At 47.7% G+C, this 12,273-nt stretch carries 10 protein-coding genes; 3 read left to right on the forward strand and 7 right to left on the reverse strand.

Annotated features, from left to right (window positions below):
* Positions 1 to 729: 729 nt before the first annotated feature.
* Positions 730 to 1,356: a hypothetical protein gene (locus tag SG35_RS28430; protein WP_152646641.1), complete on the forward strand. Its 627-nt coding sequence runs from the start codon at positions 730 to 732 to the stop codon at positions 1,354 to 1,356.
* A 68-nt stretch (positions 1,357 to 1,424) separates the two neighbouring features.
* Here SG35_RS28430 and SG35_RS28435 read toward each other — a convergent pair whose 3' ends face one another.
* The 5 genes from SG35_RS28435 to SG35_RS28455 form a co-directional block, all read right to left on the reverse strand.
* The gene (locus SG35_RS28435) at positions 1,425 to 1,967 is read right to left on the reverse strand and encodes a hypothetical protein (protein ID WP_044833115.1); all 543 of its coding nucleotides are present in this window, start codon (positions 1,965 to 1,967) and stop codon (positions 1,425 to 1,427) included.
* Positions 1,968 to 2,401: 434 nt separating this feature from the next.
* Positions 2,402 to 3,775 carry a bifunctional UDP-N-acetylglucosamine diphosphorylase/glucosamine-1-phosphate N-acetyltransferase GlmU gene (gene glmU / locus SG35_RS28440; RefSeq protein ID WP_044833116.1) on the reverse strand — a complete coding sequence of 458 codons (1,374 nt, stop codon included), beginning with the start codon at positions 3,773 to 3,775 and terminating at the stop codon, positions 2,402 to 2,404.
* A gap of 67 nt (positions 3,776 to 3,842) precedes the next feature.
* The gene (locus SG35_RS28445; RefSeq protein WP_063888650.1) at positions 3,843 to 4,622 is read right to left on the reverse strand and encodes a manganese efflux pump; all 780 of its coding nucleotides are present in this window, start codon (positions 4,620 to 4,622) and stop codon (positions 3,843 to 3,845) included.
* 5 nt (positions 4,623 to 4,627) lie between these two features.
* Positions 4,628 to 6,328, reverse strand: a complete 1,701-nt coding sequence (locus SG35_RS28450; protein WP_044833166.1) for a hypothetical protein — start codon at positions 6,326 to 6,328, stop codon at positions 4,628 to 4,630.
* Between the two features lie 68 nt (positions 6,329 to 6,396).
* Positions 6,397 to 8,223 carry an alkaline phosphatase PhoX gene (locus SG35_RS28455; protein ID WP_044833117.1) on the reverse strand — a complete coding sequence of 609 codons (1,827 nt, stop codon included), beginning with the start codon at positions 8,221 to 8,223 and terminating at the stop codon, positions 6,397 to 6,399.
* Positions 8,224 to 8,589: 366 nt separating this feature from the next.
* Here SG35_RS28455 and SG35_RS28460 point away from each other — a divergent pair, with 366 nt between their 5' ends.
* Positions 8,590 to 8,766: a hypothetical protein gene (locus tag SG35_RS28460; RefSeq protein WP_160298303.1), complete on the forward strand. Its 177-nt coding sequence runs from the start codon at positions 8,590 to 8,592 to the stop codon at positions 8,764 to 8,766.
* Positions 8,767 to 9,133: 367 nt separating this feature from the next.
* A complete protein-coding gene (locus tag SG35_RS28465) occupies positions 9,134 to 10,303 on the forward strand; it encodes an iron-containing redox enzyme family protein (RefSeq protein ID WP_044833118.1) in 1,170 nt (389 codons plus the stop codon).
* Positions 10,304 to 10,421: 118 nt separating this feature from the next.
* On the opposite strand, the gene SG35_RS28470 is transcribed toward SG35_RS28465, so the two are convergent.
* Positions 10,422 to 11,477, reverse strand: coding sequence for an energy transducer TonB (locus tag SG35_RS28470; RefSeq protein ID WP_044833119.1), 1,056 nt, complete (start codon positions 11,475 to 11,477; stop codon positions 10,422 to 10,424).
* A 370-nt stretch (positions 11,478 to 11,847) separates the two neighbouring features.
* A complete protein-coding gene (locus tag SG35_RS28475) occupies positions 11,848 to 12,270 on the reverse strand; it encodes a F0F1 ATP synthase subunit epsilon (RefSeq protein ID WP_044833120.1) in 423 nt (140 codons plus the stop codon).
* Positions 12,271 to 12,273: the final 3 nt, after the last annotated feature.

Consider the following 12,273-nt stretch of genomic DNA (forward strand, 5'->3'; position numbering starts at 1 on the left):
CGGTTAAACACGCTTATTCCGGGGAATAAACGCAACAGTTAACAAGCCTGGCGATATTATTTTTGAATTTTTTTTACAGGATGAAAGTTGTGCTTAACGGCCTTGATAAGCAGGCCTCGAACTTTTTAAGAGATGAAATATTTAACATACCGATTCCTTGTATTTTTTATTTAAGTGATTGGATATGCAATATACGACTGAAGTTTGCCACCCCTTGGCGCGCTTCAATATCACTTCTAACCAATGCAACACAACTTTTACATTTGAGATACATCTGATTAATTAACGAACAATGTAAACGAGTTGTAACTGAGTGTCAACACCCGTTTGAAATAAATTTTAATGAAAAATAACCCGCTTTTTTCAGGTGGTTATTCGACCGATTCTTTGCCATAAAAAATCATTTAGCCAATGGTCAAACTACATTAACGCCAATCAACACAATATATTTTTATCTTTTATATCAGTAAATTATTTCACGACTGTTTCATATTAATGACAAAATAAAAAATCATTTATCCCGACAACTAAAACCAAAAACCGACAAAATGAAATCGGTAAAATCCGACAAACCTAACATTTGACTCTCTAAAAAAATAAAATTATTTCCATGAGAAATTTGATTTAAATCACACAATGAACTTTACATTAAGCACATAAAAAAATGTAACATCAACTTAACATTTATTGTTAATATGAACGGGGTTAATTTATAACAAGGAAAATAAAATGAAGATTCATCTAGTTTTAATGGGTTTGCTGCTTAGCAACAGCGCTTTAGCCACGGATACGGTTTATATTTCCGGGGTCAAACACCAAATGTCGCTGGCAGATTTCCAGCAGGGCAGCACCGATAAACCACAATTATTTCAGGCCCATTACACCTCAAACCTTAATGTTGAAGGCGCCTATGATAACCAGGTGGTTAATTTTGCTATTACCGCCAAAGTGACGGGTTTAGGTTACCGTAATTACGATGGCAGGTATTACTGCGGCGATTACAACCAATACCCGGCGCGACCCGAGTGGGCAGAAAAATGTGCCGCCTCCCGGCTGACCGGCGGTGTCAGATCGCCAAATTATTACGGTAAGCTGGACTATATTGCCGAGATTTCGGTGTCATGCAGCGGCACTGAAGTCGGTACCGCCCTGGACAGCAAAAATATCCGCTATACCTCCTGGGAACTGCATGATGCCGATGACGGCGTCAGGGATGTCACCCTTTGGATAGACAGAACCATAACCATCTCCAGCGAGTGCCGGCAATTGCAAATAGATATTAAAGGACCCAGGGACAGTTCCCTTTGGGTGATAGAAGACATAGATCTGAGTGTGATCCTGGCGGAGCCGTTTTAACAACAGTAAAGCGCGCCGTTAAAGCGGCGCGCTACAACTGGTATCCATGGCTGGTTGCCGGTTTTCCGTTAAAAGGCTTCCGCCACCAGCACATCCAAATCAATACTGTCTATGGAACTAAGCTCTGTACCATCGACGATCACTTGCAGCTGCTGGCAGTTACCGCCGGTTACCAATTCATTATCTATCAATAAACTGACTTCACGCCCGGTATCCCTTACCCTGACCCCCTCGTTCACCAGCATGTTTTTATTTTCACTGTCCAAACCTATGGCAATGCCATTACAGGAAACTTTAAGGTCAACCACGTAGCGGAAATTCGGCAGCCATTCAGTGTAAGATTCATGACACGGCGGCTCATCCGGGTGATAGGTAAAACAAACTTCTCTGTTGTCCTGGTAGCCCCTGCCGGCAACGATAGCATCAATATCAAAGATCAGGGTTTGGCCATAGTCGCCAACGACCTCGATATTGGCGGTATAAGTATTACCCGAGCGCTGAAAGTCGGCTTTTGACAAGTTATGTTTGCTGCCGCTGACATACACCACATCCGCCGCGGCGGCCTGACTCACCATTAACGAACAAAAGACTAATCCAATGAGTTTTTTCATGTTTTTCTTCCTTGTTTATCCGGAGCTGGGGAGCGCCCGGAGCAAAATTACAGTAAGTGAATCCCGGCACATTTATTCTCACAACGACCGGAAATAAAAATACTATTGATAAAACATGACATTAGAATGAAGGGAAAAAGAAAGGCGGCGATGCCGTGATAGCAAAGCCACCATATGTTCAGGATGAACGGTATGCTGCGGTGGCAGGATGCCAAAGAGCAGCGATGTTCAGGATGAACGGACCGCAGTTGTTCCCGACAACTTACGGCATTCACCATATCCGTATGGATTTATGCTGCGGTGGCAGGATGCCAAAGAGCAGCGATGTTCAAGATGAACGGACCGCAGTTGTTCCCGACAACTTACGGCATTCACCATATCCGTATGGATCTATGCTGCACTGGCAGGATGCCTAAGCGCAGCGATACTCAGGATTAACTTTTCTTCACCGGTCGTTGCCAGCCGCTGATATTACGCTGTTTGCCGCGGGCAACGGCCAGCTCTTTGGCTTCAACGTCCTTGGCGATCACCGAACCGGCACCGACCGTGGCCAGTTCACCGATAGTCACAGGCGCCACCAGAGAAGAGTTAGAGCCGATAAAAGCGCCGTCTTCTATCGTGGTGGTGGACTTATTCACACCATCATAATTACAGGTAATGGTACCGGCACCGACATTTACCTTCTCACCGATAACCGAATCACCTAAATAAGTCAGGTGGTTCGCTTTAGAGCCTGAGCCTAAAGTGGTTTTTTTCATTTCGACAAAATTGCCGACATGGGAGTCGTTTTTCATCACGCTGTTGGGACGGATACGTGCAAACGGCCCCAGCGTACACCCTTCGCCGATTTGACTGTCTTCAATCATGGTATTGGGCTTGATAATGGTACCCGCGCCGATCGAGCAGTTTTTCAGGATACAGTTGGCACCGATCTGTACGCCGTCGGCAAGCTCGACTTCACCTTCGAAGATACAGTTCACATCGATCACCACTTCCTGGCCGACCTTGACCCGGCCGCGGATATCGATGCGGGCGGGATCCCGTAAACTGGCGCCTTCAATCATTAATTCTTCAGCCTGGCGCAGCTGATAAGCCCGCTCCAGTGCCGCCAGCTGTACCCGGTTGTTTGCCCCTTCCACTTCAATTTCCGTTTCCGGATGGGCGGTGGCAATGGCTTTGCCTTCGCCGTGGGCGGTGGCGATAATGTCGGTAAGATAATATTCCCCCTGGGCATTGTCATTGGATAAGCCGTTTAACCAGCGTTTGATATCGGCGCCGTTGGCCAGCAGGATACCGGTATTGGCTTCATTGATCAGCAACTGCTCGGGGTTGGCATCTTTTTGCTCAACGATACCCACCACCTTGCCATTGTCCCGGACAATACGGCCGTAGCCGCTCGGGTTGGCCAGATGTACCGTTAATAACGCCATACCGTTATCCGGCTTGGCCGCCAGCAGGCTTTGAAGGGTAGAAATCTTGGTCAGGGGCACATCGCCGTACAATACCAGGATATCTTCATCGTCTTTAATAAAAGGCACCGCCTGCTGCACCGCATGGCCGGTCCCCAGCTGCTCGACCTGTTCGATAAACACCAGATCATCATCGGTACTTCCCTTGCAAAGAGTAGCTTTTAACAGCTCGCCGCCGAAACCGTAGATCAGATAAATATTATCGGCATTTAATTGCCTGGCACTATGGATCACATGTTCAACCATAGCCTTGTCAGCCACCGGGTGTAATACCTTAGGCAGGGATGAGCGCATACGAGTGCCTTTACCCGCAGCAAGAATAACAACAGAAAGACTCATAATTAGTCCATTAGTAAAAAAATTATCGTTATTGTAGCTGGCATTAACCCTTTATTGGAATATTTTTTCAACGGTTAACCGGTATCGTTGACGGCCAGTGGCGATAACGGCTGACATCATGTCTTTTTAACTTGTTCCGCTGTTGCGCTAACTGCTTTATATGGCTTAAGTAGATAACAAAATTAACCATCAGCGCCGACAGCAATAGCAGCTGCCACCAGGCCCAGTTCAGATCCAGGCTATAACGGCATAACGCCAGTAAACCAAAGTAGCCGATCACCGTATATTGCAGCGCAGCACTCAGCCAGTTGGCAGCCAGGCCCGCTGCCTTGGAAGGTTTAAACAGCTTGCCCAGTTGCCGTGCCAGCAACAAACTACTTATCGCCAGCAGCGCCACCACAATACCGACAATGACAAACGAGAGCCATACCCAGCTCTCCGGCCAGCCCACCACCTGGGCGGATTTCGCCGGACCGGACCAGAGGGCATCCCAACTGACCGCCAGGATCACGCCGCAGGTCACCAGCAGCTGTTTGTCTTGCGCCGGCTGAGTGGGTGCTGCCGGGGAAAAATGCGTTAACTCACTTTTTAAATACAGGGCAATGCAGGCAAAGGCGATAATGCCGATCACCGGTGTCAACGCGGGCAGGGCATTGACACTAAAATAAGTAAGCAAATAACCCAGCATAGGAAACAGGCTATGGGTCAGGGATACGCCGATCACCCATAACAGCACCAGCGCCAAAGCTTTTAACTGATTTGCCCGGGCAAAAGTCGCGGCCGCGACATCAACACCGACCCCCAGGCCCATAAAAACACTGGCGCAGATAAAATCAACTAAGGTCATCTTACTTATTTCCCGTGTTGCGCCAGGGTGGCATTGCTATCCCGGTGATGCCAGTCCAGGCGCAGATCCCATTGATACCTGTGCTCGGGCGCCAGCGGTGCCTGACTTTCATCAATTTGCTCCAATACATTGTCGGCACCGGAGAGCATGGCATCACGGCCAAAGATATAACTTTGCTCTTTCATCAGGGTGTAATAAGCCTTGTTCAGATCCAGCGCCCGCCGCGGCGATGGTGTGATCAGCTGATAAAGGCTGCTGGCCCCTTTAACTTTCGCTTCATCTAAGTTACCGTTTTTATCAAACCAGCGGTTTAACATTTCCCGGTTCTGGCGGAATTCGTCGCCGCCGCCGGCCCGCTGCATATAAGTTAAAAATTCTCCCTGCTGCTCGCCGATATTAGGCACATCCCGTTGCCCGGCCAAGTTGATATAACCCCAGCCGCGGGCACCTTCGATTTTGCGCGGGAAACTGAAAGTCTGATCCAGGGTCGCACCTATGGTTTTATGGCAGCCGCTGCAAAAGGCCAGCTCCTGATCGTATTGCTGGCGCAATTGCCCGTGTTCGTCTTCGATGTAGCCATTGATGGTCCAGCCGAAATTATTGTTGATGCCCCTATCCCCCAGTTGCCGGACCTGGGGCAGGTTTTCAAAATGCTTTTCTTTTTCTTCCTTGTAATAGGCAGACGCCAGCAGGTGCTGGGACTTAAAGCTGTGTTTTTTCATATAACGCACTTCTTTCATGCGCGGCGCATTATAGATCTGGCCGTTGTCATCAACGCCGATATAACGCACGGTATGGAGAAATTCGGTATCTTTGGGATAGAGCATATGGGCCAGCTGAATGTCGGCGGCGTCCCCGAGGTAACTTTCCCGGCGTTTAATGATCTCAATTTTGTCACTGAGCTTGCCATCGCCGTTCAGATCCTGACCGATAACCTGTTCGGATACCGCCGGCAGCGAAACTTGCGTCAGGTCTTTCATGGTCAGTTCCACCAGGGCTAAATTGGCAAAGTAAACATCCAGGGAAAATTCGCCGTTTAACTGACGAAACGGCGCCGGCAAACGTATCATGGCATCGCCGGTGGAACCGTTGGTGGGCCAGAAGGTACTGGGGAAAGGTTTATAGTTAAACGCCACCCAATAACTGTTGTCCTTGGCCAGGCCGAACTCGTTAAAGGCCTTATCCGGGTAAGGCAGATTGGCAATCGGGGTCACTTCTCCCTGCCAGTTATCATCATTTTCAAGCTTAGCGATCAGCGCAGAATAATTATCTGTGGTGATCCATTGTTTGATACTGCTATCGGAAATCTTCTCGATCAGCGGCCTGCGGTTAACAAACAGGTTTTTCCAGTGATTGCTCAGCCCGAGATCGGAAAACTCATACTCCCCCTGCAAATCGCCGTCACGCATCATATTGGTACGTGTTTTCTCCTGGCCATAACTTTGATGACAGGCAAAACAGGGATTATTAACGCCGTCGGTCTTGGTATAACACTGGGGCGGGATCACCGACTCGGCATTATAGACTTGCTTGTGCTCGATATAAGCCAGCGCGGGGATATCGTCGCCAACCCGGTAAGGGTAAGCCTTTTCCATGCCCTGAACAGCCAAAACAGGCTCTGAGGCTTGTTTATCGCAACCGATCAAGGTTAACAGGCTAACAGCCACTATTTTGAATTTAACCAATAATTTTGTTTTCAACATCATCATGCTTCACTGGAATAAAAGAAGGGACATCCGGCTGGATGCCCCGGGAGTGTTATCGCCGGAGGCTGTTATTCAGGGGCGTACATCCACAGAGTATTGTTTTCCTGGAAGCCGTCCTCACCGATCAGGATGCGGCCATCCTTCATGACAATAACATTGTCCGGTTGCGACAGCTGGTTGACGTCACAACGCTCGGCGCCGTCCAGGCTTGAACGGTAAGTGCCGCCCATGATCACCGGCTCGATGCGGGCCAGATCATAGTTTTCTTCCAGTTTGGCGCGGTAAACGCCGCCACAATCTTTCACCCGGGCTGAAAGCTGGATATCCCCTTCATCATCGATCAGGGTTTTATCGATATCAGCAATGCCCATATAGAGATAAGCCCGGGTCACTTCTTCCCCGGCAACGGCATCTACCCCTTCAACCGCTTCTATAGCCCGGTCCTGGTTGATGCTCAGGCCTTCAAGCTTGCGCCACTCTGCCGTGGCCCCTTTAAGACGTGCTGCCTGGCGGGATTCCAGAAATGCCGCCCTGTCATCCATAGCCTGGCCCGCGGTTACCGCACTGCCGCCGTTTTCTACGCTGGGGTAGGTGGCATCGCCGCTAGCCCAGGCTTCAACATCCGCCATGGTCATATAACTGGTTTGCCCTTCAACATAATCTGAAGTGTCGATACCGTCGTATTCGCTGATCCAGGCTTCAATGGTGGCATTGCTGGCACTGGCCAGCGCTACCCAGGAGACATCAAAACCTGTGGTGCTGGGCTCAGTGCTGCCGGCATCCTGGGTCAACTTGGCGCCATATAAGGTGCCCGAGCTGAGATCTTCCGGGTTATCGGCGATAAACTTAAACAATACCCCGCCGGTATCATCCTGCGACGAGTAAACGGTTTTGCGATCCGGCATCACCACCGAATTTTCATGCTCGTAGCGGCCGATAGTATAGTGCTTGACTACCACAGGCTCGGCTTCGGTCGGTTTAGTGATCTCGGCGATATAACCATAACGGTAAGGATTCGGGAAGTCAGGGGCGGTCATGGCTTCGATACCGTCGGTGCTGGTATCTTCGGGGTCATTCCAGCTGGCATCCGTGGTAGTCTCCAGGCTGGAACGTACAATCCATTCTTCCGACGTTAACGGCGTACCCCAGGGAGAAACCGAACCGAAACAGTTGGCGGCGGTACCGGCAACCTGGTCAAAGTTTACCATCATGGCTTCAAGTACCGACCATTTACCAAAGCTGTCTTTTTTGATCTTCATGCGGCTGACGCCGCCCGGATAAGATTCCCAGTTGCTGAACAGGTAACCTTCGCCGTCATTGGTGGGGATAAAACCGTTAAAATCCGGGGTATTGCTTTCGACCACTTTTTCGCCGGAGACGATATTGTGGATCACACCCAAACCGGATGGCAGGCCTTCGAAAACATCATTGGTTTGCCCGAGGATCTGGTATTCACCGACGGCTGACATCACGGTTTGCCGTTCCATCTCAGTGCCGGGCACGGGAGAGTCAGCCAGGTTGTCGGGTAAGTCATTAAAATTCACGCCGCGCAGCACACCTACGGTACCGGTATTAAAAGGCTTGCCATTAACGGCATCCACCTGGGTGTTGGCATCGGAGGGATGTTGAACATTGAAAAAAAGATCGCCTTCATCGGTCAGGAACAAGCCGGTGACTTCAGCGCCTTCCGGCACAGTAGCAATACGGGTTAACCTACCAACACTGCCATCGATACCGTCGACGCCATTGCTGCCATCGACACCCGGCGCTCCCGCTTCACCAACAACACCGTCTTTACCCGCCTTACCGTCATCACTGTTACATGCTGTCAAAACAAAGGCCACAGAAAGTGCCAGCGCAGACAATTTAAACTTATTCATTAACCTTATCGACATGATATTACCCTACACATTATTATTTTTTACTCAGTGCCCGTATATTTTTCAGGACGACAAGCACCCAGCCGTTTGATTGCGCGGCTATCTTAGGGCAGCTTTTTGACAGTAAGGTGATGATAAAATGACAAAAATATGAAAGGCTGATGGCAAGTTACAGGATATACATTCACTGCCTTCCCCTGTAAATAATCTGTGTCTGCTGTGCCCACCTCCTGATGAACAATCTCATTTTGAAAGTAATCCGTTTAAAACTTGACCAAGACACAAGTTAAAGTTACATTAATTTAACATCACAATAACCTTTAAGTGATGGGATAAATTGAGTAATAAAAATTCAATCAATAACAACGAATAGGATGTTTTATGAAAAATAATAAAGTAAAAGTGGCATTACTGGCTCTTGGACTGGGCCTTGGCATAAACTCGGCGACTATTGCCGCCTGGTATCCAACCCCGGAGCAATGTGCCGAACTGGAAGTACAGTGTGAGGAAGATTTTAATGCCTGCCGTGACTATTTCCACTATTGCCTGAACAGATAAGCATCTGACAATATTTTAAGGTGAAGATGCTTTACTTCACCTTTATTAACTTCGCCAGATATTTCAGTCATTTTTATCGCTCGCAGCTTTTTTCGTCATTTATTACCTTTCCCCCAAGCACTTAATCAAGACATCAAGTAAACCTCAAGCTATAAGATTTAAATCAAAAGCAAATTCATAAGCTTAACATTTAATCCCCCTTACCCTCGGCTATTGGCACAAAGTATGTAATACAGTCCACAAAGAGAACTTAAGGAAATAAACCATACCGCAGAAACCGTCCGTGCTTGCCAGATTTACGGATAAACATGAAAGCAGAGTACAAACCAATAGCTGAATTTAATATTGCTAAATGAGGTAATGAGTTATGGAACTTCAAAGAAATAATGACACCGTACAAAGGATCGGCAATCGTTTTGAGGCTTTTGTATCTAAACATGCCATTTGGCAAAACCCTTTATTAAAAGCCTGCCAGAATAATGAACTGAGCCAGGCGGACTATGGCTATATCATTGCGCAGCATTTTTATTATTCCAAGGGGTTTACCCGGCTGATAGCCGCCCTGATGGTCAATTGCGACGACGATAAGTTCCGCGCCGAGTTATCCCAGAACTTATGGGAAGAAGCAGGGGAAGAAGACAGCACAGAGCGTCATTCAAACTTGTTACGGAAAATGCTCAGTAATGTTTTTGGCGTAAATGACCCCGATAACAGCCAGTTTCAGGATTATACCCTTCACTATTTTGAAGACTGCCTGCACTTTTTAAAACATAGCAATTGTATTGGCGGCGCCGCCTTTTTAGGCTGGGGAACCGAAGGTGTGGTTGCTGAGATCTATAGCTATCTGTTCAACGGCCTGACGCAATTAGGTGTTAACGAGCAAGAATTGGCTTACCTCAGTATCCATATGGAATGCGATGATGAACATGCGGCAGTGATAGAAAACATCGCCTTAAGCCAGTGTAACGGCGACCTTGACAAGCACAGTCACGAAATTGAAGCGGCTATAGACAGGGCGCTCACCCTCAGGGACAGGTATTTTACTGCCCTTTATCGCGATATCACCAAGGTTAAGCTTAATCCGCTGATGGATAACATCCTGAAAAAAGCCGCTTACCGCAATATTGATGATGTTTGTGCCTACTCACTCAAGCAGAGCAGCGGCGACGCCTTATACAACAACAAGGAGAACAGCTCGAATATCAACTTTACCGTCAGCCGCTTTAATATCGGCAGTGAAGTCATGGATCCGCGTTTATTGGAGATCCCGCAAGGTTGTAAAAATGAACAGCATCAACATGCCCATGAATCCATCTTTTATATTCTTTCCGGGGCAGGGCGTGTACACCTGGGGACAAGAACCATAGAGATGCAAGCCGGAGACCTGGTGTATGTACCCCGCTGGATTAAACACTACAGCGAAAACATTGGCAATGAAAAACTCAGGGTACTGGCGCTTACCGATTTTGGCCTGACCAAACTGTTCCCGCAAAATACCGACTTTAGTTACCGGAAAAAAATCGCCGCAATAACCTGACAAATAAGCTTTTCCAATCAGCACCATAAAATGCCGGGCATCTCGCCAGAGTGCTTGAATAATATCAAACAGCACTCTGGTAACCCCTCTAAACAGGACGAGACGGATGAGTCAGCAATCAATGACTTGCCTGCTCCCATATCTCAAAAAAAGCGCCGTCTTCCCCGTCAATATTAACGCTGCAAAAGTGAACCTCTTCAGGTATTTTCACAATAACACCTGCAGCAAGCGGGTATTTTTTATCATAAGATTCACAGCTTAAATGAACATCCCCCAGCCGCCCCTGGATATTTTCAATTGAAAAAGACGAGCGGGCCAGTTTGTGATGCCAGGGGTTGCCTTTGCTGAGCTTGCCGGGAACTTTAATCACTCGGTCACTGTTTATCAGCTGGAGAATTTTATTTTTACTCTCGGTTAAACGCTTAACCCAGTCTTCATCATACTCTTGCGCCGCTTTGATCAGATAATGCACTGTGGTTAACGCGCGGTAATATTGCTTTTGCGCCAGCTCCAGCATATACAAATCGTACAGGGCAATAACATAGTTATTGTTATCCAGATATTGACGGCCATTAAGATAGCCGTCATCCGAAACATTGGTTGCAGCGATCAAGCTGGTGATTTGCGCCTGAATATCTCCGCTTGCCTGATAATAATGGGCTTGCAGCATGGCATACCAAACAGATTCTATTTTGCTGAATCTCCGCTTTTCCTGTAATGCCACTATTTTCACCTTGGCCTCGGTTAACGCCTCGTCGGTAATCAATTGTTCAATCTCGGCATAGGCCTTTTTAAAGTCTCGGCCCGCTCTCATCACGCCATCAATTGACTCAATAATAAAATCTAACCGAACAGACATACCTTCACAGCGCTCAGTTTTTTTACCGGCAATTTCAGTTATTTCATAACGCCACTGGGACAAAGCCCTGCGTCCTGTTTTTATAAAACCTCTATGTCCTTCATAGTCCAGCAGGCTGATATCCGTCACCTGGCCATCGGTTTCAACAGTAAAACTAAAGGATACCCAGCCAGATAGCCATTTGCGTGCAGCTTCGATCGGGTATTTGGGCGCAACTCTGTGCTTAGCAACGACCTCGCAGGTTTTTTCATTCGATACGGTCTCAGCGAAACCAATAGCAGGCAGCATTAAGATAAAAGCAAAAAATAATTTCATAAAACAACAATAAAAAATACCGGCACCTGGATAGCACCAGGTCAGTGACGGGATAGTAATAAGAGGTCGGCTCAATGAACTCAACCGATAATAAATTATTCTACCATAGTTTGCGAATACTTACTTACACAAAAGAGGATTTCCATAGCGACATCGCTAATCCCCGGATCTCCGGCATTATATTATTTACCGGCTTCAGATCACAGCTTTGTACCGGAGTGAGCGAACGGCTTATTACACAACAGAAAGAACGCCCTTTTGGGCACAGAGTCCAGAAAGTAGCAATAAAAAAAGCGGCCATCGGGCCGCTTTTTATTCACTAAAACTTAGTGCTTATTTTGACAAGGTTAATCTCAGCGCTTAACTGAAATTAGCCTTTTTTCTTGGCAGACTGAATGACGCGTAATTGCGCCACAGCACGGGCTAATTCAGCAGCAACTTCGGCGTAGTCAACATCGGCGCCGCCGGCGCTGATGTTTTCTTCTGCACGTTGTTTCGCTTCAATAGCCGCCTGCTCATCCAAATCGTCGGCGCGTGTTGCCACATCGGCAAGCACGGTAACGTTGTTTGGCTGAACTTCTAACATGCCACCGGAAAGATAGATAACCTCTTCCGTGTCATCGCTTTTGACGATGCGTGCCATACCAGGTTTTAGTGAGGTCAGTAAAGGTGCGTGACCAGGCATAATACCTAACTCACCTTCACTACCTGTGATCTGCAGTGACTTGATGCTACCGGAAAACAAGTTTTCTTCGGCACTGACCACATTCAGATTTACAGTTAATAACGCCATTTT

This window comes from Thalassomonas actiniarum (assembly GCF_000948975.2).
GTDB lineage: Bacteria > Pseudomonadota > Gammaproteobacteria > Enterobacterales > Alteromonadaceae > Thalassomonas > Thalassomonas actiniarum.

What these genes read in the sequence shown, in the direction of transcription:
- SG35_RS28460 (WP_160298303.1), top strand. Translation starts at nt 8,590, where the DNA reads ATGAAAAATAATAAAGTAAAAGTGGCATTACTGGCTCTTGGACTGGGC.
- SG35_RS28450 (WP_044833166.1), bottom strand. Translation starts at nt 6,328, where the DNA reads ATGATGTTGAAAACAAAATTATTGGTTAAATTCAAAATAGTGGCTGTT.
- SG35_RS28465 (WP_044833118.1), top strand. Translation starts at nt 9,134, where the DNA reads ATGGAACTTCAAAGAAATAATGACACCGTACAAAGGATCGGCAATCGT.
- SG35_RS28475 (WP_044833120.1), bottom strand. Translation starts at nt 12,270, where the DNA reads ATGGCGTTATTAACTGTAAATCTGAATGTGGTCAGTGCCGAAGAAAAC.
- SG35_RS28455 (WP_044833117.1), bottom strand. Translation starts at nt 8,223, where the DNA reads ATGTCGATAAGGTTAATGAATAAGTTTAAATTGTCTGCGCTGGCACTT.
- SG35_RS28435 (WP_044833115.1), bottom strand. Translation starts at nt 1,967, where the DNA reads ATGAAAAAACTCATTGGATTAGTCTTTTGTTCGTTAATGGTGAGTCAG.
- SG35_RS28430 (WP_152646641.1), top strand. Translation starts at nt 730, where the DNA reads ATGAAGATTCATCTAGTTTTAATGGGTTTGCTGCTTAGCAACAGCGCT.
- SG35_RS28470 (WP_044833119.1), bottom strand. Translation starts at nt 11,477, where the DNA reads ATGAAATTATTTTTTGCTTTTATCTTAATGCTGCCTGCTATTGGTTTC.
- SG35_RS28445 (WP_063888650.1), bottom strand. Translation starts at nt 4,622, where the DNA reads ATGACCTTAGTTGATTTTATCTGCGCCAGTGTTTTTATGGGCCTGGGG.
- glmU (WP_044833116.1), bottom strand. Translation starts at nt 3,775, where the DNA reads ATGAGTCTTTCTGTTGTTATTCTTGCTGCGGGTAAAGGCACTCGTATG.